At 43.8% G+C, this 24709-nt stretch carries 17 protein-coding genes and 1 tRNA gene; 11 read left to right on the top strand and 7 right to left on the bottom strand.

What is annotated here, in order from left to right:
* Positions 1-20: 20 nt before the first annotated feature.
* The 4 genes from HQ43_RS03275 (at position 21) to HQ43_RS03290 (ending at position 4583) form a co-directional block, all read left to right on the top strand.
* Entirely contained in the window at positions 21-1517 is a 1497-nt protein-coding gene (locus tag HQ43_RS03275) for a RagB/SusD family nutrient uptake outer membrane protein (protein ID WP_036789630.1), read from the top strand.
* A 92-nt stretch (positions 1518-1609) separates the two neighbouring features.
* Positions 1610-2872 (top strand): MFS transporter, encoded by a 1263-nt coding sequence (locus HQ43_RS03280; RefSeq protein WP_036789631.1) that lies wholly within the window; start codon positions 1610-1612, stop codon positions 2870-2872.
* A 21-nt stretch (positions 2873-2893) separates the two neighbouring features.
* Entirely contained in the window at positions 2894-3346 is a 453-nt protein-coding gene (locus tag HQ43_RS03285; RefSeq protein WP_036789634.1) for a YhcH/YjgK/YiaL family protein, read from the top strand.
* A gap of 223 nt (positions 3347-3569) precedes the next feature.
* Positions 3570-4583, top strand: a complete 1014-nt coding sequence (locus HQ43_RS03290; protein ID WP_036867213.1) for a hypothetical protein — start codon at positions 3570-3572, stop codon at positions 4581-4583.
* Between the two features lie 883 nt (positions 4584-5466).
* Here the strand turns inward: HQ43_RS03290 and HQ43_RS03295 are convergent.
* Positions 5467-5537, bottom strand: a tRNA-Cys gene (locus HQ43_RS03295).
* Positions 5538-6084: 547 nt separating this feature from the next.
* On the opposite strand from HQ43_RS03295, the gene HQ43_RS03300 reads away from it, so the two are divergent.
* The 5 genes from HQ43_RS03300 to HQ43_RS03320 all read left to right on the top strand — a co-directional run bounded on the left by HQ43_RS03300 (position 6085) and on the right by HQ43_RS03320 (position 14556).
* A complete protein-coding gene (locus tag HQ43_RS03300; RefSeq protein ID WP_200879547.1) occupies positions 6085-7128 on the top strand; it encodes an NAD-dependent epimerase/dehydratase family protein in 1044 nt (347 codons plus the stop codon).
* Between the two features lie 598 nt (positions 7129-7726).
* Positions 7727-9346 (top strand): PL29 family lyase N-terminal domain-containing protein, encoded by a 1620-nt coding sequence (locus tag HQ43_RS03305; protein WP_081964528.1) that lies wholly within the window; start codon positions 7727-7729, stop codon positions 9344-9346.
* A 34-nt stretch (positions 9347-9380) separates the two neighbouring features.
* Positions 9381-10856, top strand: a complete 1476-nt coding sequence (locus HQ43_RS03310; protein ID WP_081964529.1) for a BACON domain-containing protein — start codon at positions 9381-9383, stop codon at positions 10854-10856.
* Between the two features lie 9 nt (positions 10857-10865).
* Positions 10866-13598: a S8 family serine peptidase gene (locus HQ43_RS03315; RefSeq protein WP_081964530.1), complete on the top strand. Its 2733-nt coding sequence runs from the start codon at positions 10866-10868 to the stop codon at positions 13596-13598.
* 4 nt (positions 13599-13602) lie between these two features.
* Positions 13603-14556: a PorV/PorQ family protein gene (locus tag HQ43_RS03320; RefSeq protein WP_036789650.1), complete on the top strand. Its 954-nt coding sequence runs from the start codon at positions 13603-13605 to the stop codon at positions 14554-14556.
* Positions 14557-14826: 270 nt separating this feature from the next.
* On the opposite strand, the gene fabD is transcribed toward HQ43_RS03320, so the two are convergent.
* Positions 14827-15708 (bottom strand): ACP S-malonyltransferase, encoded by an 882-nt coding sequence (gene fabD, locus HQ43_RS03325; protein ID WP_036789652.1) that lies wholly within the window; start codon positions 15706-15708, stop codon positions 14827-14829.
* Between the two features lie 202 nt (positions 15709-15910).
* On the opposite strand from fabD, the gene HQ43_RS03330 reads away from it, so the two are divergent.
* Positions 15911-16795, top strand: coding sequence for a mechanosensitive ion channel family protein (locus HQ43_RS03330; RefSeq protein ID WP_052089712.1), 885 nt, complete (start codon positions 15911-15913; stop codon positions 16793-16795).
* A gap of 83 nt (positions 16796-16878) precedes the next feature.
* On the opposite strand, the gene HQ43_RS03335 is transcribed toward HQ43_RS03330, so the two are convergent.
* Together HQ43_RS03335 and cmk are read right to left on the bottom strand one after the other, a co-directional pair.
* The gene (locus tag HQ43_RS03335) at positions 16879-17760 is read right to left on the bottom strand and encodes a 4-hydroxy-3-methylbut-2-enyl diphosphate reductase (protein WP_036789654.1); all 882 of its coding nucleotides are present in this window, start codon (positions 17758-17760) and stop codon (positions 16879-16881) included.
* Positions 17757-18482: a (d)CMP kinase gene (gene cmk / locus HQ43_RS03340; protein WP_036789656.1), complete on the bottom strand. Its 726-nt coding sequence runs from the start codon at positions 18480-18482 to the stop codon at positions 17757-17759. The genes HQ43_RS03335 and cmk overlap by 4 nt, the downstream gene beginning before the upstream one ends.
* Before the next feature lie 166 nt (positions 18483-18648).
* Here cmk and HQ43_RS03345 point away from each other — a divergent pair, with 166 nt between their 5' ends.
* On the top strand, positions 18649-19257 hold the full coding sequence (locus HQ43_RS03345) for a hypothetical protein (RefSeq protein WP_152565485.1): 609 nt from the start codon (positions 18649-18651) through the stop codon (positions 19255-19257).
* Here HQ43_RS03345 and HQ43_RS03350 read toward each other — a convergent pair.
* From HQ43_RS03350 to HQ43_RS03365, 3 genes are all read right to left on the bottom strand, one after another.
* Positions 19254-21209 (bottom strand): RecQ family ATP-dependent DNA helicase, encoded by a 1956-nt coding sequence (locus HQ43_RS03350; RefSeq protein WP_036789658.1) that lies wholly within the window; start codon positions 21207-21209, stop codon positions 19254-19256. The genes HQ43_RS03345 and HQ43_RS03350 overlap by 4 nt on opposite strands.
* The gene (gene recJ, locus HQ43_RS03355) at positions 21209-22960 is read right to left on the bottom strand and encodes a single-stranded-DNA-specific exonuclease RecJ (protein ID WP_036789659.1); all 1752 of its coding nucleotides are present in this window, start codon (positions 22958-22960) and stop codon (positions 21209-21211) included. Before recJ ends, HQ43_RS03350 begins: the two co-directional genes overlap by 1 nt.
* Before the next feature lie 759 nt (positions 22961-23719).
* Complete coding sequence (locus tag HQ43_RS03365; RefSeq protein ID WP_036789834.1) at positions 23720-24682, bottom strand: endonuclease/exonuclease/phosphatase family protein; 963 nt, start codon at positions 24680-24682, stop codon at positions 23720-23722.
* Positions 24683-24709 lie beyond the last annotated feature (27 nt).

Raw genomic sequence — 24709 nt, forward strand, 5'->3', positions numbered from 1 at the left:
CTTTTGAGACTGATTAAAATATGAAAAAGTATATATATACACTTCTGATTGCAGTCATCGCTACGGCTTGTAACTTGGACTTCAAGCCTAAATCAGAACTTACGTACAACGGATTTTGGGAACAAGAAGAAGGAGTACGAAGCGCACACGTTGGTTTGGCTGCGCAGTTCAGAAATTTTGTATCGACATTCTATTTAATGGGAGAAGCGAGATCGGATATTTGGGGTGGTATAACCACAGAGTCTGCCCAAAATCAGATACTCATTGATAACGATTTCAATGCAACGAATACCGTCTTTACCAATTGGGCTGGCTTCTATGGCTATATCCACCAGTTGAATGACTTTATTACCAATGCACCGAGAGCGCCATTCGGCAATGAGTCTGAGCGTTCCAACATGATGGCGCAGGCTTACGGTATGCGTGCTTTTATCTACTACACCATGCTTAAAGCGTGGGGAGATGTCATCATCACTACCGAGCCTCTGAACGAAGAGCAGCTTAAGGATGTTTCCAAACTGCGTAGAGCACGTTCGCCCAAAGCGGATGTTATGGCTCTTATCCTCAAGGATATCGAAAAGTCTTTAGAGCTTTATGCCGGCACAAATGGTAAGTGGAAAAACAACCAAGTGTATTGGTCAAAAGCTGCGACTCTTATGCTCAAAGGCGATGCTCTCCTTTGGAAGGGTCAGGTATTAGGCGGTGGAGATGCAGACTTCCGTGCTGCGAAAGAAGCTTTATCTGCCATAGAGGGTTACTCTTTGGTTTCTTACGAGAGCCTTTGGGGTCTTTCCAATGAACGCAATAAGGAGTTTATCTTCACGATAGACTACCAACAAGATCAGGCTCAACACTTCTACTTCACGTTTACGGCACGTAACACAGACGTTGCCAATTTTGTGGATTTGAATGGTGAAAAGCTTGAGAAGTACAAGTTCAACGGACACAACAGAAACGGTGTTTCCTTTGATATTATAGAAAAGCTCTACTCAACTCCGGACAAGAGACAGGATACTTTCATCCTCTTCTTCTCTCAACAGGGAGAGTATGACCCGAAGAATCTTAAGGATGAAAAGAACTATCGCGGTGCTATCCTCGCTAAGTTCATGGGTGTATTGGAGAGCGACGGATCTCGTAAGTACTACGAAAATATTCCGATCTACCGTTATGCCGATGCTCTGCTCCTACTTGCGGAAGCGAAGAATCAGCTTGGAGAAGATCCTTCAGCAGAGATCAACCAAGTGCGCCAACGTGCTGCAAAGGAGAGCGATTTCGAGAAGTATGTTCACAATGGAGACAAGCTTCAAGGCAAGCGAGCCATATTGGATGAGCGTCTGAAAGAGTTCATCGGAGAAGGCAAACGTTGGTGGGATCTTGTTCGTGCAGGAGACGATCTTGTGTTCGAGTATGTCAAGAAGCTCGACAAGAACAAAAAACACCTCATCTACTATCCTATCTCCAGAGAAATGATAGCAGAAGACCCTGAGTTTATCAAGCAAACCGAAGGGTACGAATAAGATAAGAATATGACTAACTTTAGGGTCGCTCCTTCGGTCTTTGCCGTTAGAAGGGGCGGCCCTAATGCTTATATCACAGACATTATACTCTTATGACAACATCAAAACAGATCACAGGAAAGATATATCCCTGGATAGTGGTCGCACTCCTTTGGGTTGTGGCTCTGCTCAACTACCTTGACAGACAGATGTTATCCACTATGGCAGACAGCATGAAGGTGGATATATCCGAGCTTCAAGACCCTAAGTATTTTGGCTATCTCATGGCAGTTTTCCTATGGATATATGGTCTTATGAGTCCTTTAGCGGGAGTCATAGCCGACCGCATGAGTAGGAAATGGCTCATTGTAGGCAGTCTCCTTGTCTGGTCTGCCGTTACATTCCTTATGGGGATGAGTTCTTCGTACAATACGATCTTTGTTCTTCGTGCCATTATGGGCATCAGCGAAGCTCTCTATATTCCTGCCGGACTAGCTCTCATCACCGAGTACCACACCGGGCGGACACGCTCTCTTGCCGTGGGAATACACATGACCGGTCTATACATGGGTCAGGCATTGGGTGGCTTTGGGGCTACCGTGGCGCATCACTTCAGTTGGCAGACCACGTTTATCTCTTTCGGTCTTGCCGGAGTCGTTTATGCCTTTGTGCTTGCCATGGCTCTTCGGGACAAGAGAGAGGTTTCAGCCATCGGACAGAAAAGTGCTGTTACCAATCCTGATGCCATTCCGTTTGGTAAGGGACTGAAAAGACTGTTTGGCAATGTTGCTTTCTGGGTTATCCTCATCTACTTTGCCGCACCGAGCCTACCCGGATGGGCTACCAAAAACTGGTTGCCGACACTTTTCCGAGACAGCCTTGGCATAGACATGCAACACGCCGGACCGTTGAGCACTATATCTATCGCCTTCTCTTCTTTCGTCGGTGTCATTGTGGGCGGTATGCTTAGCGACCGTTGGGTACAGCGCAATCTCAGAGGGCGTGTCTATATCGGAGCCATAGGTTTGGCACTCACCATCCCTGCGCTTATCTTCTTAGGTTTGGGGCATGGTATGGTTACGATCATCGGTGCAGCCCTATGTTTCGGGGTGGGATACGGTATGTTCGATGCCAACAATATGCCTATCCTCTGCCAGTTTGTCCCGGATAACCTTCGCTCTACCGCTTATGGTTTCATGAACATGGTAGGAGTATTTTCCGGCGCACTCATTACTCAGGTACTCGGTGCATGGACCGGAGAGGGCAACTTAGGACTTGGATTTGCCATGCTTGCCGGTATCGTCCTGGTGGCACTACTGCTACAGATCACCATCCTTCGCCCTAAGTATGTGGACATGAAGAGCGAAAATTTCTAACCTCATCACTTTTTACAAAACATGATTATCACAACGTTAGAACAGCTTGAAAGATACTTCCCGTTGAATCCGCACTTCAAAGCGGTAGCCGGTTGGCTTAGAAGCACCGATCTGTCCGCTCTGCCTACGGGACGAAACGAGATAGACGGGGACAACATATATGCCAACGTCGCAGAGGTAGCTATGTCTCCCGACAGACTTATCCCTATGGAGCAGCATCGGGAGTACATAGACATCCATGTGCCGTTGAGGTTCGATGAAAGTATGGGCTGGAGTTCGGAAGACCTCTGTAAGAGCATCCGTCAGCCTTATGATGCGGAAGGCGATTATCTTCTATGGGAAGACACTCCGGCTCTTACGCTGTCGATGCCCGTGGGGACGCTTACCATCGTTTTTCCCGAAGACCCCCACTCTCCGCTTGTAGGGGAAGGAGTGCAGAGGAAGATCATCATCAAGGTGAAAGATGTGAGGTAATATCCTGCCTCCATAAGTAGAGGTTTTATGAAGCAAGAGCATATCCTCTCCGGTCGGGACACAGACAGCGTCCTCTTCCGGGGAGGATTTTTTTATATTTAACTTCTTGAATGTGAAAAGAGTGCTTATTTATAATTGTTGTCATTGCCGTTCAACTTATATTTTTCTACCTTTGAACCGATAAGTTGCATCCATATACAATAGAGAATAACTCTTACAAGTGATGAAGTGTAGCCCTTTCCCGAAACCATTCATCTGTTTGGTCTTGCTTGCAATGACTTTTATCGTTACTACCGCAGCGGCCCAGACGGACAGTTCTATACCGACAGATACTCTCAAACGCAAAGGCATTGTGGGCAACAAGCTCCCTAAAGATCTGGAGGATGCGCTTCTGAAACAGGTTCGGAAGCAGATAGACGACATCCGCCCTACGGTGGATATTGCCGGCATAAAGCAAGAGGGGAGAAGACCAATGCAGGGACGCTTCTCCGGTTCTCAGTTTGGCATTCCGGCTTTCAACTTTCAGCTCAACAGCCCTAAACTTTTGGAGGTGGACTGGAATGGCTTCCGGCTCGAATCGCATGCCTCAAGCCATCAATGGAAAGATGCCTTCAACACCCGGCACGACTCTCGTACCATCGGCATCGATCTCAAGCTGCGCAAAGAGCTTTCTTGGAACAACGATCTCTCCATGGGGCAGCTCTCTTCTTTTCATCTTCCTACACACCAAAAGTTTGGAGAGATCTACTCCGGCCTTAGCTACACTCCCACGGAGAAGTGGATACTTACGGGAGGTGTTGCGCTCGGCTCTTACATGGGGCAGACCTATATCAATCCCAGACTTCATTCCCAAATCCTCCTCACGCAAAACCTTAGGCTCAACCTTGACGGAGGTGCTTCCTTTTTCACGCTTCCGTATGCATCGCAGTTTTCCGGACGTGAGTTTTACGGAGGTCTAAGGCTTCAGTACACCATGGATGCCGGAGTCTATTTCTACGGATCGGCGGCAAGCTCTTTCACTTCTCTACCCGGATATTTCCCTCAACGTTACGGGCTGCTCTACTCACCCGTTCTTGGGGGCGGTTTGGGCTACAATATTCCGGGCTGCGGACCGGTTGAGCTGGGAGTGGCATACCGATACAACCCGATAACCAATAAAGCTGCTCCGGAAGTGTCGCTCAATATCGTGGGTGCGTTGATGTGGATCATCAAAGGTATCGGTACTCTTTTGGAGTAACCGTACCCCTATAAAAGCACCTTTTTTGTCGGGAACTTTTATATAAAAATGGAGTCCCGACATTTCTCTTGAATGGCTTCGTCGACTCTCCTGTTTCAAGAGCAAAAAGAGATTTTTCCTCTATAAGGGGTTGATAATAATGTGATTATGAAAAATCGCGAATTTGGAAAAAATTTTTTCTCAGTCCATTTCATGGGCGTTTTTCGCGTTAATACGTGTGAATTTTAACATTCATGTCTGTAAACGTTTCCTAATAAAGAAATTCGCCTTTTTAGGGGCTTTTTAGGGTTAAAATACGTAAATGATTGATTTTTAGTATTTTAATGTTTTTGGCTAAACACGTTAATCGAATCCGGTAAACGTGTTTAATGAAATCGGTAAACGTGTTCATTGAAAAATTAAACACGTTAAGCCGAAAGAATATGNTTAATCGAATCCGGTAAACGTGTTTAATGAAATCGGTAAACGTGTTCATTGAAAAATTAAACACGTTAAGCCGAAAGAATATGCTCGTTTAGCGTTTTTGCTTAGCAGGTATCGGAAATTGTGTTAATAAAATAGCCCAAATTTAACAATTCGGTCGTGCTCTGAAAACACCCCCTCCAATCAAAATAGAGAGCAAGAAAAAAGTGAGCATTTTTCGGGATGGAATATATAAAAATGAGTTTTGAAAACCTCCTCTTTTCGGGTGAGAAAAACGGGGTATAGGCTTGCCCTTTTTTCTCAAAACAGAGAACGTTTTTCTGGGAGGAGATTTACCCTTTTGGAAGTAGGGGATAAGAGAGACCGAGTAAAAAGCTCAAGGAAATAGGCAGACAAGGTGGAAGGGCGAAAAAGAAACGCTCCGAAACCTTACTGAAAGATTTCGGAGCATCTGTTGTAGAGGTTCCTGGCGGATTTGAACCGCCGTCTCCGGTTTTGCAGACCGTTGCCTAACCACTCGGCCAAGGAACCATTATTTCCATTTGGTACGCAAAGATAGCAACGATATTTCAATTAGCCAAATCGGATCACGAGGAGCGATGCTGTAAAGAGCCTGTTCGGAGACGAAACGAAAGAAGAAAATGGGGCAAATATTTGGTGCTATTTATTTGATATATTGGACTTAAAATGTTACTTTTGTGTTGTATGTTAGTAACAGAAAATGATTTGACAGAAGACCGAAACAGATTCGTCGGTTTATTGCTTAGACGATAGAGAGTACTTTCACCTCCGGTATCGTTTGCTCTTTCAAGTAGTACCCCACCTTTGAGAATAGTCCGGAGCTTCGGTGTCTATTCTGTTTTGAACAGGGGAGAGCAGAATCGGAAGAATATTGGCAGATGGTTGTTGCCAGAATGTCAAGCTAAGGCTTCTTCTCTGAGTCGATTTTTTTTAGAGGAAAGAGGCTAAAAGCAGAGTTTCTGTCTTGAGACAGAGTATACCACCCCTTTTATCCCCCTTGTGTTGAGCCGATCGGTGAATGATAGAGTCGTAGGAGGCTATAATATGAAAGTGTGTGATGACAAACCAAAAAAATGAAGATGTCAATATGAAGCGAACCATTCTGATTACAGGAGCATCCGGGACGGTCGGAAGTAGGGCGCTGGAGCTTTTTCTGTCCGAGTCGCACAAGTACAATATCCGAGCTTTTGATTTGAAGACTCGTAAAAGCGAGGCTTTTCTGAACAGGTATCGGGATCGTATTGAGTCGTTCTACGGAGATATCAGAAGGCCGGAAGATCTGGAAGAAGCGACCAAAGGCGTAGATGTCTGTATTCATACTGCTTCGGTGATTCCTCCTAAGGCCTATGAAGATCCCAATCTGACATTCAGAGTGAACATCTTCGGCACGGAGAACTTAATAGACTTGCTGACCAAAAACTCCCCGAATGCTTTTGTGGTGATGACCTCTTCTGTGGCTGTGTATGGAGATCGGCTCAATAATCCGAATATTCGTGTCGGAGATCCTTTGCTTCCTCCTTATCCGGACAACTACGGCGAGAGCAAAATCCGAATGGAAGAGTTGCTCCAGAAAAGCAGGCTCGACTGGAGCATCTTTCGCTTGACTATGGTGATGGGTGCAAGTAACCATCACTTCTCCAAGATTATGTTCTATATGCCTTTGTCTACCCCCATAGAGATCATTACACCTCAAGATGCGGCTCGTGCCTTAGTGGCTGCCGTGGATCATCGGGAAGAGCTTAGAGGACATATCTTTAATCTTGGAGGAGGAGAGTCTTGCCGGACAACGTACAAGGAGCTTTTGGAGAAAAACTTTAAGATAAGAGGTTTGGGCGCTCTCGACTTTCCTGATAAAGCTTTTGCCGAGCGAAACTATCACTGTGGGCTGTATGCGGATGGAGATAACCTCGAAAAGATTTTGCACTTTAGGAGAGACACTCTGCAGACCTATTACGATAGAGTGGCAGCTGATACGCCTTTCTATCAACGTCTTATAAATCAACTTTTTCGGAAATACATAAAAAGGTATTTGCTTTCGCTCTCTAAACCATATAAAGTATGGCATGAACAAAATGAAAATACCAGAAAGCTGTTCTTTTAAAGCGTTGGACAGAGTCGGGTAGAAAGTGTTGCGGTAAAGCCGGAGTAGATATGGTCTGAGGGAGGAGCCGGCTTGTGCTTTTATGATTGATGTGCAGAGGTTGTATCTTCTAAAGCGTTCGCCTTTCAGTCTGTGAATACTTGGTTCCGGACCGTTTCTTTATGCCCCGATGGATGAGTCTGAAATATGTGAAACATTTCAATGTATCCGTTGTGAGGTGTATATCTACGAGGAGTGCTTTTGAACGACTTTTTTGCCAATTATGTGTGCAAATGGATAAAGTCGGAAGTGCCGAATAAAAAAATGGAAAGAAGCTCCTCTTTATTCACAATAAATATTACCTTTGCCGGGAAAAACCATTTATACTTGAATTGTGTTGGTGTAAAGTCTGGTATGGGGATTGTTTGGCTCTCTTAAAAAAACAGGAATAGATCCCTTATGAGAGGCTTATCCTCTCGGCATAACTGTACAGGGAGTTCGGACTACTTGAGAACAGATAACCGTTTCTGAAATTTACACTTTATCGGGAGGCTTGAGTTTGAAAGAAGATCGAACAGATCAGACAACTATATTTTAACAACTAAAAAAGGAGAAGTTAATGAGAACAAAATGCACAACAATGCTTTTTTTATTCCTTAGTATGCTAATGCTATCGGCTTGCAGTAATCTTGAGGATGTTTACAGAAGATTGGATGAAGTTGAAACCAGACTGGCAAAGATTGAAAAATTGACAGATGGAGCTAATAGAGACATCAAGGCGATGAAAACTCTTTTAGAGACCCAAGGCTCCAATATTTCAATTAAAAGCTATCGCCCCCTCGATGACAATAGTGGTTATCTTCTCGAAATGAGTAATGGAGATAAGATTGTCTTGAAAAACGGAACAGACGGAACAAATTCATCAATGGGAGTAAAGCGTGGTGAAGATGGGGTGTTCTACTGGACTATCAATGGTCAGTACATGTATGACTCGGATGGCAATAAGATCAAAGCTTCCGGGCAAGATGGAGCAAACGGAGTAACTCCCATAATGAGAGTAAACAAAAAAAATAACTATTGGGAATATAGTGTGGATGGAGGAGCTTCATGGCATCTGGTATTGAACTCAGACAACGAACCTGTTGAGGCTACAGGAGGCAGCACTTCCGATCTACAGATTACGGAGACAGATAAGTCGATCATCATAGTATTTAAGGGACAGACTTTCGTTATCTCAAAAGAGTCAGGTAATCCTACTCCTAATCCGGTGCCTTCTGAGATCGTTTTGAATCCTACGACAAAAGAGATAATGGAGGGCGAAAGCTTTGTGATTGAAGCCAGAATTACTCCAAATTCTATTTCTACCGATCGTATTGTGTGGACTTCTTCAAACGAAAAAGTTGCTATCGTGGAAAATGGAAATGTTAGAGGAGTCTCCAGAGGCAATGCTACTATTACTGCAACCATAGGATCAGTAAAGGCTGTTTGCGAAGTTGTCGTAAATCCAAAATTTTCTTTGACTTTTGATATCACGATAAACGGAATACAAGCAATAGATGCGAACTTCTCTATTGTTCCTTCGGATGAAGAGAGTATCTATTACTTCTCTTCTATTTTAAAGGAAGAGTGGGATAAAATAGGTGGCGCTAATGGTATTTTGGAGTATGAAAGACATTTTTGGAACAGTGCCGGTTCTATTGAAGATGCCTTAAGGCAACTTACGACGAAAGGGTCTCGGTTGAATCAGAATTTGAGTTATTCAGGAATTTCACTGGCACGACCGGGAACCTCTTACATTGTGTATGCTTTTGGTGTCAATTATGATGGTACGGAGACTTCTGAAATTTTCTATAAAGAGATTAAAACTCTACCGGAACAATCTGTCAGTGATCTTACGTTTGATGTGAAAATCGAAGAAGTACTTAACAATGGAATCATTGCGAAAGTTACTCCATCAAATAGCAATTATACCTATATGGTCGTTCATGAAAGAAAGTCCTTCATTGACGGAAGAGCCCCTAATAGAACACCTCAGGAGCTGAAAGCCGTAGGGTATGAATTGGCATCAATTCACTTAAGAAAAAAGGACTTTGAATTTAGTCAAGGGGAGATAACTATAACTCCAACGACTCATCCTATGAGAAAAAATAGAGACTATGTGATAATGGTTTTTGGAATTGATAAAGATCGTGGTATTTTCACAGATCCTAAGCTCGTGGATGTTAAAACGAAAAATTAAGTTTTTATGTCTGACTAATTAGAAAATACAAATAATGAAATCTAAACAAGTATTATTCATTTTTTCTACTATACTATTGTTGATCCTATCGGGCTGCAACCATTCTAAAATGGATATTCTCGAATTGGAACTTTCGCACTATTCTACATTGGACTTTTCTGTAGAAGGAGGAAGTAAAACAATTGTTATAACCACTAACCAAAAAGAATGGGGAGCATTCTCCAATGCAGAGTGGGTAAAGACAAATCAAACGAGTAGAGAACTAACCATAAATATTGAACCGAACACGACTGTACAGAAAAGAGAGGCGGAAGTATCTGTTGTTGCAGGAGGATTGTTGAGAAAAATCCCGATAGCTCAAGCGGGAGTTCCTACTGAAATATCAGTATCTCAAGATCGTATAGACCTTTTGCAGAGAGAAAGCACCACTCGAATAACCGTTATTACCAATAATAAGGAGTGGAAGAGTGAAACCAACGCAAGTTGGATTCAACTTTCACATGTTCCGGGAGATAATACTCTTGTTGTAAAGGTTGAAGAAAACAACGACCCATCTGAGCGAAATGCAAAAATCTTTTTGAAAAGTGGAGATAAAGTACGTGAGATTGAAGTCCTCCAGAAAGGATTGATTCACTACATCCTTCCTATATTGATCCCGGAAGCTACTATGGCAGAAGTGGAAGAACTTGAGGAAAGCAGAGGAAATTCGGTAGAACATAACTCTTCTTATCTAAATGGCGGATCCCACACTTACAATGTAAAAAGTCCTATTATTCTGGATATTAAATATACTTTCAGCACAAAGCAACTGATAGGTGCTACTTTGCGTACTCGTGAACAATCAATGTTGATTGAACCGGAATTTCATCAGTTGTTTCTTAAAGAGGGATTTGAATTGAAAGGAGATAATGGTAAGGAGAGGGCGTATGCCGTAAGGAAGGAATTGCCCAATGGCACTCGCTATGAAATCGTAGCTAATGTCATTTATGATGTCCCTCGTCAAGAACCCAGAATAGAATTCAATTTCATTCGACGTCAACCGGGACCGATGCCAACCTTTGAAAGGTTGCCATTCGGATACGGAGATCTTTCAAAAAATACAAATCTTAATACTGTAGTGGCATGGGAATCTACTCATGGTGGAAAGTTCTCAGAAAAAAAATCTGCAAATAATTTTTACTATTTTGATGTAAATGACAATACCTACATCGGTAGATATTACATCTTTAATCAAGATGGTAAAGGGCTTGCCAATATGGTCTGTTTCACTTACGATATTAGCAAGTTTTTCTATAGATCCAATCAGAATAATTATATCCCAACAGATGAGTTTAAGGCTCTTCTTAAAAAAGAAGGCTTTGGGGATCCTATCATTACGGGAGATGAGTTTGGACGATTTTATCCACATAAAGAGAAAAAGCTTCTTTTAGGAGTTCGTGTTAGCTCTGTGAAAGAGGTTAACGGCGGTCTTCCTTCGGTAATGATGATGTTCCTCCCAATGCAAGAATAATAGGCTGCTATGAGAAAGATAAAAATGAAAATGGTATCTCATAAAAATCTTGTAGCAATACTTATTGTATTTGCAGTAGGAGTTATGGGATGTCGGAAAGATGAATATCCGGAGCGTCCCGATAAGGGAGATAATAAACCGGAGGTTGAAAAAATAGAATCTAACAAAGCTTTTATAGAAGAGGGATATCTGAGAGTCATGCTGACTCCTGAGTTGGAGAAAGAGTTTTCCATAACAGGAAATAAGGATGGCCTAAGAACCGGCTCGTCCAGTCTCGATCTTTTTCTCTCATCTATTGGTGCGAAGTCTATGACACCTGTATTCCCCGGAAATGGAGGCGCTTATGAGAAATACAGGCGTGCAGCAGGGCTTCATCTTTGGTATGATATTCAGTTTGACAAAGAGAAAACTACTGTTCTTCGTGCCGGCAGATCCGCAGAAGATCTTAAGGATGTCTTTTCTTACACAGAGCCTATATATAAGCCGATTAAACCGGAGAGTGTACCGATACGAGCCAATAATTCTTTTGCATTAAGATCCGAAAATCCTAAAGCAGATCCCCGCCTCCCATATCAATGGCATCACTCCAATGTTCAACAGCTTCCATTATATGTGAAGGGGATAGATATCAACTCTTTGGCTGCATGGGAGATAGAGACCGGTAAGCCAAATGTTATCATTGCTGTGTTGGATGGAGGTGTAGAGGTAACTCATGAAGACCTTCAAGAAAATATCTGGGTCAATCCTCCGGAAACAAGAGAGTATGGCGATGATGTGAATGGGTATAATTTTGTCCTTAATAATGGGAATATAGAGCCTGATGATCATGGAACTCATGTTGCAGGAATCATATCAGCTCGTCGGATGAATGGAATTGGTGTCGCGGGAGTCGCAGGTGGAGATGTCTCGTCGAAAGGAGTGAAGATAATGTCATGCCAGGTCTTCTCCGATCAAGGAAATAATCCTGCTGCCGCACCTCGTGCCTTTGTTTATGCCGCGGAGCATGGAGCCGTAGTAGCCCAATGTTCTTGGGGAATGGGAGGCTCTTCGGGTCCTGATGAGTTGCCCAGATCATATAAAGTGGCTATTGACTATTTTATTGATATGGCGGGTATAGATCCTAAAACAGGAGAGCAAGCTTCTGGATCTCCGATGAAAGGAGGAGTCGTAGTTTTTGCCGCAGGTAACAATGCGAAGGAGATCTGGTATATTCCCGGATCTTACAGCCGGGTTGTTGCAGTTTCTTCTATCGGACCGGCAGGAAAACGTGCTGTTTATTCCAATAGTGGAGTTTGGGTAGATATTGCTGCTCCTGGAGGGGATTATGACTATGGAAATCCGGATGCTCTCATTTTAAGCACTGTTACGGACAATCAGTATGGCTATATGCAAGGGACTTCTCAAGCGGCGCCGTTGGTATCCGGAGTTGCCGGTTTGGTTCTTTCAAAATTTGGAGGAAAAGGCTTTACCAATGAAGATTTGAAGAAGCGTTTGCTCTCTTCATTGAGACCGTTTGATCTTTATTCTTTTAATCCCAATTTTGTGGGAAAATTAGGGATCGGGATTATAGATGCCGCAAAGGCCCTTAGCATAGATGAAAACAAGAAGCCGGAGATGGTTGAAAATGTTAATGTCGAAAGAGGACCTAACTATTTAGACCTCACATGGCGAGCAGTTGCCGATGAAGATGACGAAACTGCCATTCTTTACTATCTGTACTGTCTTAAAGATAAAGAGTTGAATGAGAAAAATATTTTGAAAGCAAAGAGAATTGAGATTTGCCAACCTCAGCTTAAGTCCGGAGATGTTGTAAAGTATAGGCTATCTTCTCTTGAACAAGACTCTGAATATTCAATGGCTATTATTTCAATGGACAGATGGGGACATCAATCTAAACCATACTTTTTTCATTCTACAACTCTGAAAACAATTCCTCCTAAACTTTCCCGTTCTAGCAATAAAGATATCCTTCTCGTGGGATCGGATCCTGCGTGTCTTGATGTTGCAGTCGAAGATTCTGACGGATATGATTGGAAGTATAAAATAGAAGGAGAAACAAAAGGCGTAGAGGCTGAAAGGAAAGGAAATCTTATTAAATTCCGTTTTCACAGAGTGTTGCCTGTTGGAAGATATAACATCAAGCTGATAGTCTTTAATGATTTTAGTCGGAGTGTTTTGGATATTCCTTTCACAGTAGCAGTCAATAAAGCACCTAATGTAGTAGAGAAGATTTCTTCTAAAATAATACCTATTACCAAAGCTTCTTCTTTTGAACTTGAGTTGATGAAGTATTTTTCAGACTTTGAGGGTGAGGATTTAAGCTTTGAGGCACATTCCTATAATCCAACAATTGCCATTCCGGTGATAAATGGTGATAAATTATCAATAAAAGCGGAAAAGAAAGGGCTTGTTCACATGGAGGTTACAGCTAAGGATCCTCATGGAGCGGTAGCAAGAATTCAATTTGATCTCCAACTTGTAGAGGATGATATTGTCTATTTGGTCTATCCGATTCCGGCTCAGAAAGAGTTGAATGTCAGACTATCGGATGATATATATTCTGCCAAAGTCGAAGTTTACTCTCAAAACGGACAAAGAATGCTTTTACAACATGTATCAATAGAGAATGAAGAAGGTAGATTGATTCCACTTCAAATCGGGCATCTTTCTGCCGGAACTTATTTCTTAATTGTGGAGGGTAATGGCAAGCGAGTAAAGCGTCCTTTTATAAAAATCAACTAAGATAATGATACGAATAAAGAATATTTTTGTTGGTCTGCTTTTATTTAGTGGTATCACTCTTTCTGTTCACGCACAAGAAAGACCGATATTTGATCTGTTACAGACAAATGTCAATGTAAAAGGGGCGGCTCTTGGTGAGGCATACTTAGGCTTAGGTAATACTTTAAGTCTATATGGCAGTCAGCCAATTTCTCGCAGTGCTTCCGTTGGACCTTATGCCAATTACTCCTTGGGACTTCTTCCTCGGAGCGATAATGGAAGGCTTAAGACACATGCGATTGAATTAGGTTGTCCCATATCTGATCGCTTCAATATCATGGCTGGGATGAGGTACCAGTCAGGGCTGTTTATTCCCTCTGTCGATATGAGTGGAAGAGAAGGAGCCACTATTCATCCTATCGTTTGGAGTGCGGATTTTGGGACATCAACCATGATTTCCAAACAGCTATCAGCCTTTACCGGAATTTCATATCTTCAGAGTCATTATGGAGATCTTAGCAGGGCTCTTGTGGCTTCAGTTGGTAGTTCCTATAAGGGAAGATTCCACTTAGCTAACAAAACACTGCCGGCGGACTATATTTTTACCGTAAAAATGGCGGATATTGGTGCTTTATTTGCTCCTAAAGCTGAGAAGAAGTGGTTCTTTTCATCAAAAGTTCAGATCGGTAGCTCTGTATCGGTTCAATGTTCAACTGAGTATAAATTGACCTTGGCAGCAATGGGAAGTTACTTACTTCATTCATCAGAACGTTATCCGCTGTATGGAGGGGTAGGCTTAGAAGCCTCAACTTCAAGCGGAATAGCTCTACGCTCCGGCTACTATCGCCAAGGAGTCTTTTCAAAATATACAATGGGAGCCGGGTATAGATACTCTATTTGTTCTTTGGATTTTGCATATCAGATTGCGTCTAAAAAAGATTTTAATAATTTTTCATTCTCTGTTCGCATTGATATATAGGATTTATGTGATGGTAAACAAAACTTGGAAGGTTTAGGTTCGACTTCCAAAATTATCCGAAAGGATATAGTGCTCGGGCCAGATCTTACAATTAAAATAAGTCGAGGCTGTGTCAAAGTTGAACTTTGGCACAGCCTCGATTCAAAAACGGGCATCGAATATCAACAAAAAGAAAGAGGGTGTGAACAAATTACTGTTTGGGCACACCCTCTAAGCTTCTATGTTTATGTTACAATTATTGCTGTGTTCTTACCATAAACCGGTTACTATTTATGAGTACCCCTTTGTTGCCATTCCTGATGCAATCTTCCCGACTAAACCTTGAAGGACATTGCCGGGTCCGAATTCTATAAATTCTGTTGCTCCATCAGCTACCATCTGTTGTACGCTCTGTGTCCAGCGTACAGGAGCTGTGAGTTGAGCTATCAGGTTGGTGCGGATCTCTTCCGGATCGGTATGTGGACGAGCATCCACGTTTTGGTAAACCGGTACTTTTGGAGCCTTGAATGTCGCTGCTGCTATTGCTTGCGCCAAACGTTGACGAGCCGGTTCCATGAATGGGCTGTGGAATGCACCGCTTACAGGCAGAGGTAATGCGCGCTTTGCTCCTCTTTCTTTAAGAGCGATACAAGCATCTTCGATGGCTGCTTTAGAGCCGGATATCACGACTTGTCCGGGACAATTATAGTTGGCCGGGATGACGACACCGCTGGAGATGCCGGCACAAACCTCTTCTACAACAGCATCATCCAATCCGAGGATCGCTGCCATGGTGCTTGGTTCTACATCGCACGCGTCTTGCATGGCAAGAGCTCGCTCCGACACGAGACGAAGTGCATCTTCAAACTCCAATACGCCCGCTACCGCAAGAGCAGTGAACTCTCCTAAAGAGTGTCCGGCTACCATATTGGGTTGGGTGTCTGCTCCGAATATCTTGGCACAAACATAGGAGTGAGTGAAAACAGCAGGCTGGGTTACCTTGGTCTGCTTAAGCTCTTCGGCTGTTCCTTCAAACATGATGTCTGTGAGGGAGAAGCCGAGTACCTCGTTTGCTTTGTCAAAGATGGCTTTGGCTTCGGCATTGTTGTTGTAAAGCTCTTTCCCCATGCCTACAAACTGTGCACCTTGACCCGGAAATACAAATGCTTTCATAAGATATAGTTTTTTTGTTGTGAGTGTTTCCTTTATTACTGGTAAACTGAACAAAGATAATCATTTTTAATTCATTTATATAGGCATCATAATGTCTCTTATCCGTGATGGAAACAGAATTGAAAGTGGAATATTATTCCTATTTTTGTTTATGACTCTCACGGGAAATTCTCCATTTATTTTCAAGATGATCTTTAACCTTATGAACCTTTCTACTACAATGACTGACATCTGGACAAAGCTTCAGGAGATTATGAACTTTGTCATATTCGATGTAAAGGGAAGCACCTTTACGCTGCTTACGCTACTTTATTTGATAGTAGCATCCACCGTTCTTATCTTTCTTGTACGGAGAATTTCTAAGCTTTTGGATAGCAGACTTTTGGTACGTATCTCCGAGCGGGGAACACGTGCAGCCATTGTTACCATCATTAGATATTTGATACTGTTTTTGGGATTTCTGCTCATCTTTAAGTCAGCCGGTTTCGAGCTTGGTACTTTTAGCTGGCTCTTGGGAGCACTTGGTGTGGGTATCGGATTTGGTCTTCAGAATATCACCAATAACTTTTTGTCGGGTATCATTATTCTGTTTGAACGTCCCATTAAAGTGGGAGATCGCATTCAGGTTGGCGATATCTCGGGAGACGTCGTAGAGATCTCCATGAGAGCCACAACGGTGGTAACGAATGATAATATATCGGTCATCGTGCCGAACTCACAGTTTATAAATGGAAATGTGATCAACTGGTCTCACAGCGACAGACTTGTTCGCTTTCGTTATCCGGTGGGTGTGGCGTATAAGGAAAAGCCGGAGAGAGTGAAAGAGATTGTGTTGAACGTTGCTCGCAATCACCCCGGTGTGCTGAGTAAACCGGCTCCGGACTTTTGGTTTGTGGAGTATGGAGACAGCGCATTGAAGTTTGAGTTGATCGTTTGGACTTCTACCTACATCCAAAGACCTACAGTGCTGAAGAGCGAACTCTACTATGCGATATTTAATGAATTTAATGCAAATGGTATAGAGGTGCCATTCCCACAAAGAGACCTGCACATCCGGACAAACAGCAGTAGACATCCTTTTTCTTGAGAGGGGCATAAAGTAAAATCCCTAATGGCTTCAAGGTATGACCTTCTGCCATTAGGGATTTTTTCGTATCGTTTTTATTTCGATTACTGTTCTGCCTGCTCGGGCTTTGTGTTATTGATCTGTGCCACTTTTTCAGCTATCTTTTCCATCAACCATTTGGGTGTAGAGGTTGCACCACATATACCTACGCTATTGACCCATAGTGGTAGCGGTTCTGATATTTGCTCTGCGGAGGAGATGAAGTAGGAGTTGGAATTTGCCGCTTTACAGTGTCCGAAGAGGACTTTGCCGTTGGAACTCTTGTCTCCTGCTACGAAATAGATCCAATCTTTTTTCTTGGCAAACTCCTCGATATTAGGTATTCTATTGGAAACTTGCCGACATATCGTGTCTTTGTATTGGAATATGACATCTGCACCTTTATGGGTTTCGATGTAGGAGATAAGCTCTTCAAATCCAGCTATGGACATCGTGGTCTGAGAGAATAACACGATAGGGCGGTCGAGATCAATCTTGGAAACTTCATTCATGTTCTGCACTACAATGGCTTTTCCTCCGGTTTGCCCTACAAGACCATTCACTTCCGCATGTCCGTGCTTTCCGAATATGACAATCTGTGCATCTATATCTCGTGTTTTCTCAAAGGTGCGTTTGATGTTGCGTTGAAGTGCCAATACGACGGGGCAAGTGGCATCAACCACAGTGATATTGTGTTGGCGGGCAAACTCATATACTGCCGGAGGTTCGCCATGTGCCCTAAACAGAACCTTGCCGCCATTTAGAGTATTAAAATTAGAGTAGTCAATCGTTTTGAGACCTTTCTTTTCGAGTCTGTCCACCTCCTGATTGTTGTGAACAATATCCCCAAGGCATTGGAGTGCTTCTCCCGATTCCAACTCTTTCTCTGCATGCTTTATCGCATTGATTACACCGAAACAGAAGCCGGATCCTTCATCTATCTCTATGCTGAGGGATCTGTTAGAGGAACTTTTTTTTTTAGGGTGTCGTGGAAGTACGACAGCATGATTTCATTTTGTTCGTCTATCGAAAGATCGCTGTTATCGAGCATGATTGCATCTTCTGCCGGTTTAAGAGGGGCTACTGCACGGGATGAGTCTATCCGGTCTCGCTCTTGAACGTTGTGAAGGATCTCCTCAAAAGAGACCTTTTCTCCTTTTGCTGTCAGTTCATTGAAGCGTCTTTCGGCACGGACATCCGCACTTGCCGTTACAAATACTTTTAGTTCTGCATTCGGAAATACTACCGTCCCGATGTCCCTTCCATCCATAACGACTCTCTTCTGAGCACCCATGGCGCGTTGCTGTTCCAGGAGCAGTGTTCGCACTGCAGGTATTGTGGAGATGAACGAAACCTTGGACGAGACTTCCATGCCCCTTATCTCCTGCTCAACATCTTGTCCACAGAGAAGCGTGTGTCCGTTCTCGGGGTTAAAGTCTATGGAAATATCGCCGAGGCTTTTCTCCACATCGGAGATGGTAGGTTCTGTCCCGTCTGTTCCCCAAAGACCTTTGCGCATGGTGTGCAGTGTTACCGCTCTAAACATGGCACCGGTATCTATGTATCTGTATCCTGTCTCTTTGGCAAGCCATTTAGCCATAGTGCTTTTTCCACAAGAAGAATGTCCGTCTATGGCTACTATAATATCGTTTTGTTGTCTGTTTGTCATCGACTTGTAATTCTGATATAAGTTGAAAACAAAGATAGTAAAATAAGGGAGTAACAGTATGAGTCTTGCAAAGCTCTCCCTTTATTTTTACCTTTGCCACAGAGCGATCGTGAAGAGATCGCATAGAGACCGGAAAAGAAAACCTAACAGTAAACTGTACATAACCATGAAGAGATACCATTCGATTCTTATCCTGTTTTTTCTTGTGCTTGGAACGACAGCGTCTGCTTATGCTCAAAAGATAGCCGTAACCAGAGATGGCGAAGAAGTACTGCTTCATGCCGATGGAACATGGGAGTATCTGGATGAATGGGATAGGGATGAAGAACCCGACTTTACGTTCGGGCCTCGTCCAACCGGCAGGTCTGCACATATCACCATCAATGGAGAAGTCCGTTTTATGATAGTGGAGGGACAGCTGACCAACTTTCAAATCCTCCGTCGCAGAAGGGTCATTTATGATCATGTGATGAGGGAAAACAACGACAGATACGCAAGACTCTCATACGACTATCGTGGTCGTCTGGCTCGGATAGGTAATTGGGAGCTGCAGTATCGGTTTAGGGACAACAAGTTGGAAAAGATAGGTCCATACGCGATCAAGTACAAGTTCAGCAACGACAGGGTAGAGCAGATAGGACCATACCGGATAGATTATGATTTCAGCTCGGACAGAATATCCCGTATCGGGAATGTGGAGATCAAGTACGACTTCTTTACCGAAATGCCGGAAGTACGAGGAAAAAATCCGGGTATGAAGATTGTGATACTTTAATCCGTTTCGGCTCTCTTTTTCAATATCATGCCATCCTCCCGAACCTCATAAGGATGACCCTCCCTCTTGGCAAAAGAGATGCTTTGGAGTATATAATCTTTCGGGGCATTGAGAGATTTGCATACCTCGGACAGGTTTATGGGCAACGAGGCTTGCGATAGAAAATCCAGAATAACCTCCATCGTGCGAAAGGTGAGTCCGGATGGTTTCCTTTCCCGACACACATCGCACAAACCGCAAGGCAGGGAGTGAGTCTCCCCGAAATAGTTTAGAAGAACCTGCGAACGGCATTTCCTTGCCGAGGAAGAAGCATACGCGATAGACGCTTCGGCTCTATCGCGTTCTTTTTGTAGCCGTTTTTCGTAGCTGTCGTGCGAGATATGTATGTTTTCCGGAAGGCATCGCGGTCTTTTGTAACGGATATAAGAGGCTCGCTTGCCCGGTATATAGTCCAGAACGCCCCACCTGTTAAGATGCAGCATGGCTCCGTAAAAAGTATCTGCATCCATATCCAACTGTGTACGGAGTTTGGGTTCGTCTATTATGGCATGCTCTGTAAACAGACCGGTATAACTCCTTAGCAGCAGTTCCATTACCCTGTAATGCAGATCCGAAGACTCGTCCATCACTTGGTACAATTCATGACGAGAAAGAGTGATCTTCACTCTTGACGGCATGTTCTGATCCACTTCAAAGTCTATATATCCTGCTATATCCAGGAGCGAAAGAGCGGCATGTACTTCCAGTACAGAGTGTCGGAACAGATGACAGAAGAGAGAAATATTCAGCTCGAACAGGTGTCCCGTTCCGGCTCCTTCTGCTATCTGCAAAAAGCTGGCGATGTCTCCGTATATCTTTTGTATCTTTTCTCGTGGGGGAAAACCGCTTGCCACCCTCTTCTCTACGGCAGAAAGGTCTGTTGCCGGGTCGAATAACAGAACGGCATAAGAGGGTTGATTGTCTCTCGCAGCCCGTCCGGCTTCTTGATAATAGTCTTCCAAAGCGATAGGAAGTTCGGGATGCACCACGATCCGAACATCTTCTTTGTCTATCCCCATACCGAAAGCGTTTGTGCAGACCATTATTCGGGTCTCATTGTTCATCCATGCTTTCTGTTTCTTAACCTTGCTATCGTGCGAAAGACCGGCGTGAAAGTATGCCGCATCTATACCGTTCTCGTTGAGCAGATCACAATAGAGCTTTGCTTTCTTTCGTGAACGCACGTATACCAGCCCCGATCCCTTGACGCTGTTGAGTATGTTTACCAGATCCGACAGCTTGTCTGTCGTGGTTTTGACAACATAGCTGAGGTTTTTCCTGTAAAAGCTCCTCTGGAACAGCTTTGCCGGTTGCCGAAACATCAGTTTGTCCTGAATGTCTGCAACCACCTCTGTCGTTGCCGTTGCGGTAAGGGCTAAGACCGGCGTATCGGCGAAGTGAGTACGGAAGTCGGCTATTTTAAGATAATTGGGTCGAAAGTCGTATCCCCATTGACAGACGCAGTGGCTCTCATCTACGACAATAAGAGAGACATTCATGTTGGTTATTCGGCGGAGGAAGGTTTCGGATACGAGCCGTTCCGGAGAGACGTATAGCAGCTTGTATTCCCCATAGAGACAGTTGTCGAGAGCCTCTATAATCTTGCCGGACGACATCCCTGAATGGAGATACTCTGCCTTGATCTTCAATGTTTGAAGCCTGCTTACCTGATCTCGCATCAGGGCTACAAGGGGAGTGATAACGATGGTAATGCCCGGTAACATAAGAGCCGGCACTTGAAAGGTAATGCTCTTACCGCCTCCGGTAGGCATGAGTGCCAGAGTGTCGTAGCCGTTCAGTATGGAGCAGATAATATCTTCCTGCATCGGGCGAAACTCATCGTAACCCCAATAGCGTCGCAGTATATCCAAAGGGGATACACTTACAACATCATTGACGGACTGCCGTACCATCAGGAAAGTACTCTAAAATCAAGAAGCAGGAGTTGCGCCATATTCTTACCCATACGGCTATACTCTTCTATGGTATAGACGATGTCGATGCGTGCTCCTCTCTTATATCCTTCTATCTTATACTGGGAGTTGTAGGCAAAGGCGTTGAATATCTCGTCCGTTCCATCCTCTTTAAGGGCCAGCTTCACGTGGCTCTTTGTTTTTCCCATAAACTTGGGCGAGGAGGCAAGCTCCAGATTTGTGGTGCGGAATACCGGTTTCTCGTTGTGAGGACCGTAGGGTGCCATTTCGCGTAATTGCTTTCTGAAAGTGGACGTAATATCGGAGAGCTTGATATCCAAGTCTATGTTGATTTGAGGCGTAAGCACTTCATTGCTCACCTCTTTCTCTCCCAGCTCTTCTATCCGTTGTATAAAGGCTTCCACGTTGTCCTTATGGAGCGTGAAGCCGGTGGCATAAGTGTGTCCGCCGAAGTTGATCAGCAGATCTTTGCACTGGTCTATGATGGCATACATATCGAATCCGCCGATGCTTCTTGCCGAGCCACAGACCAAATCTTCACCGCCTCCGGTCTGAGTGAGGACAATACTCGGACGGTTGAAATGCTCGGTAAGTCTGGAAGCCACAATACCTATCACGCCTCTGTGCCATGACGGATCGTAGAGGGCTATAATCTTCTGTTTGGCAAGGGGTTCTCCTGTCGGACTTGTGGCTGTCTCCGTTTCCACTCTTTCCAGAGCCTGTTCGGTGATGGACTTATCCAACTCTCGGCGTTGGGAGTTGTAGCTATCTATGTTTTTGGTCATCTTGCGTGCCTCTCCTGCCGTTGCGGCAAGAAGCAGATCCACGGACTCCCTTCCATTTTGCATTCTTCCCGATGCGTTGATTCGCGGACCTATCTTAAAGACCACTTCGTTCATGGTTATTCGTTTGGTCTTTATCTCACTGACATCCATGATGCTTCGCAGTCCGAGTCTCGGATTTTTGTTCAGAATCTTCAGCCCATGGCAAGCCATTACCCTATTTTCTCCCGTAAGACTTACAAGGTCTGCGCCGATACTCACTGCCACGAGGTCTAATAGATCATAGACTTGACGGAGATCACCTCCATTGTCGATAGTAAATGCCTGTAAGAGTTTGAACCCCACACCGCAGCCGGAAAGCTCATCGAACGGGTATGTGGATCCGGGTATTTTGGGGTTAAGAATAGCCACAGCGTCCGGAAGTTCTGCATCCGGGACGTGGTGATCACAGATAATAAGGTCTATTCCTTTCTCCTTTGCATATCGCACTTTCTCCACTGCCTTTACGCCGCAATCGAGTGCAATCATCAGCTTGCACCCCTCTCTCTCGGCATGATCTATGCCTTGGAAAGAGATGCCACTGCCTTCATTGTAGCGTTCGGGTATGTAGTAGGAGAGTTGGGTAGTGTATTGCCGGAGAAATTTGTACATCAGTGCCACCGAAGTGGTTCCATCTACATCGTAGTCTCCATATATTAAGATCCTCTCTTTCTGCCCTAAGGCTTTGTTGAGACGGTCCACGGCTTCTCGCATGCCCAGCATAAGGAACGGATCGTGCAGATCCTCTATCTCCGGTTGCAGATACATCCGTACCTGCTCTGGAGTAGTAACACCTCGCTGGACAAAGAGCTTCGCGACCATGGGTAGAAGCATCGAGGACGAAGACAGCTCCGCCGCAACTCGCTCCTCTTCCGAGGTCAAGCTCTTCAAGTTCCATAGATATTCCATATGTGAAATCTCTTTTTTTCATTTTTTTTCTTAGGTCTCAAATATAGCAATAATATCTTGGATTTCATGAGAGATTTATATAATAACTCCTTCTTTATCTTCTTTTTGCTCTCTTTGCTCTCTGTTCGGGAGAGATTTTCAATCTTCATTTTTATATATTCCATCCCGAAAAATGCTCCCTTTTTTCTTGCTCTCTATTTTGATCGGAAGGGTCGTTTTCAGAGCACGAGAGAATTGTTAAATTTGGGCTGTTTTATTAACACAAATTCCGATACCTGTTAAGCAAAAACACTAAACGAGCATATTTTGTCGGCTTAACGTGTTTAATTTTTCAATGAACACGTTTAGTGATTTCATTAAACACGTTTACCGGATTCAATTAACGTGTTTAGAAATTTTGATTACTTGTTTGATTATTAGTGCTTTAGCTGTTTTCTCCTGTTTTTGCCCTCTTTGATCCAATTTTTGTTGTTAGAGAATGTTTACGATTAAAGGTGTTGTTTTTAACTTTTATTGTGCGTAAAATGAGCCCTAAATCCGACCGAAAGGAGAAAAGTTTGAAAGATGACGTTCTCTTTTATCTCTCTATCTATTAGCTTGTTGTGGTTTTTCAGAGTGTGTTGCGGGAGCAAAAACAATTGAAGAAGAGATTCTGTATTCGGGAAAATTCAGCTCTCGTTTTTATATAAAAGTACCACCCCATATACCTTTTTGAGAAGAGTGTATCGGGTGGCATTTTTATATTTTTGTGTCGAGGCGTTAGAGCTTAAATTCTGCCCACAACGGATAGTGATCCGAAATCATGAATGAGAGTTGCTGTTTGGTGAGTCCTCTATTGTTCAAAGCCGTTGGAACAAAGTCGTAACTACCGCCTCGGATAAACTCCAAAGAGAGTTTCGGCTCTCCATCTTTGCCGTTGAACCATGCGATCTGATCGTAGAATTTGGTTTTATCGAATATGGAACGGGTAACCTCCGGATTCTGCAAATCCTCCGGGACATAGAGCCCCTCCGAAAGGAAAGTCTTGTTCAGCAGATCTCCACGAGCATCTATATTGAAGTCTCCTAAGACAATGAGGTTTTGGTGATAGGCATTAACGTCCTTTGCCCAACCGGAGAGCCATTGGGCTATCCCTTTCAGCTCTCCGAGTCTGTCCTTAGACTTTTTCCCGTAGATCACGTGCAGAGTGATGAGGATAAAGGTTTGATTTTTGGATCTGAAGCTTACGGCATAAGGGGTGCGCACGAACTGTTCCGTCATTACATTCTCCGAAACACCTTTTCGCCACTGATCCGGCACGACGAGTTCGCCGGCAAGCCCGGAAAGATTTACTCTCCTCGTGTCGAAGAGGTACGCCATCCGTTCTCCGTTGCCGGCATCGCCTTTATTGACATCCGTAAGGATCATGGACCAGTCGCTTCCTAAAACTTTCAGCGTATCCCTTAATGCCCGTATGTTGGCTTTGACCTCCTGCACGGCAACAACATCGAATCTTCTGATGATCTCGGCTATGCAGAGGGTGGAGTGCAGATCTCGTTTTGGGGAGTCGTTCTCTTTGCTTGCCCATTCTCGTGTCAGGTCGCCGAAACCACGAATGTTCCAGCTGGCAATAAGCAGGTTTTTGTCTAACTTTTTGGATGGAATCTTTTCATCCAGATCTCTTTTAAGTGTGTTGAGGTTCTCTTGTACCTCTTGAGGTGGGGTGTCTAATATTTTTGCCATAGTATTGAAGGTTTTTCCAAAGATAGT

Source organism: Porphyromonas canoris, assembly GCF_000769115.1.
Classification (GTDB): domain Bacteria; phylum Bacteroidota; class Bacteroidia; order Bacteroidales; family Porphyromonadaceae; genus Porphyromonas_A; species Porphyromonas_A canoris.

What these genes read in the sequence shown, in the direction of transcription:
- HQ43_RS03300 (WP_200879547.1), top strand. Translation starts at nt 6,085, where the DNA reads ATGACAAACCAAAAAAATGAAGATGTCAATATGAAGCGAACCATTCTG.
- HQ43_RS03315 (WP_081964530.1), top strand. Translation starts at nt 10,866, where the DNA reads ATGAGAAAGATAAAAATGAAAATGGTATCTCATAAAAATCTTGTAGCA.
- recJ (WP_036789659.1), bottom strand. Translation starts at nt 22,960, where the DNA reads ATGGAATATCTATGGAACTTGAAGAGCTTGACCTCGGAAGAGGAGCGA.
- HQ43_RS03330 (WP_052089712.1), top strand. Translation starts at nt 15,911, where the DNA reads ATGAACCTTTCTACTACAATGACTGACATCTGGACAAAGCTTCAGGAG.
- HQ43_RS03350 (WP_036789658.1), bottom strand. Translation starts at nt 21,209, where the DNA reads ATGGTACGGCAGTCCGTCAATGATGTTGTAAGTGTATCCCCTTTGGAT.
- HQ43_RS03280 (WP_036789631.1), top strand. Translation starts at nt 1,610, where the DNA reads ATGACAACATCAAAACAGATCACAGGAAAGATATATCCCTGGATAGTG.
- HQ43_RS03320 (WP_036789650.1), top strand. Translation starts at nt 13,603, where the DNA reads ATGATACGAATAAAGAATATTTTTGTTGGTCTGCTTTTATTTAGTGGT.
- cmk (WP_036789656.1), bottom strand. Translation starts at nt 18,482, where the DNA reads ATGACAAACAGACAACAAAACGATATTATAGTAGCCATAGACGGACAT.
- HQ43_RS03275 (WP_036789630.1), top strand. Translation starts at nt 21, where the DNA reads ATGAAAAAGTATATATATACACTTCTGATTGCAGTCATCGCTACGGCT.
- HQ43_RS03345 (WP_152565485.1), top strand. Translation starts at nt 18,649, where the DNA reads ATGAAGAGATACCATTCGATTCTTATCCTGTTTTTTCTTGTGCTTGGA.
- HQ43_RS03365 (WP_036789834.1), bottom strand. Translation starts at nt 24,682, where the DNA reads ATGGCAAAAATATTAGACACCCCACCTCAAGAGGTACAAGAGAACCTC.
- HQ43_RS03310 (WP_081964529.1), top strand. Translation starts at nt 9,381, where the DNA reads ATGAAATCTAAACAAGTATTATTCATTTTTTCTACTATACTATTGTTG.
- HQ43_RS03290 (WP_036867213.1), top strand. Translation starts at nt 3,570, where the DNA reads ATGAAGTGTAGCCCTTTCCCGAAACCATTCATCTGTTTGGTCTTGCTT.
- HQ43_RS03305 (WP_081964528.1), top strand. Translation starts at nt 7,727, where the DNA reads ATGAGAACAAAATGCACAACAATGCTTTTTTTATTCCTTAGTATGCTA.
- fabD (WP_036789652.1), bottom strand. Translation starts at nt 15,708, where the DNA reads ATGAAAGCATTTGTATTTCCGGGTCAAGGTGCACAGTTTGTAGGCATG.
- HQ43_RS03285 (WP_036789634.1), top strand. Translation starts at nt 2,894, where the DNA reads ATGATTATCACAACGTTAGAACAGCTTGAAAGATACTTCCCGTTGAAT.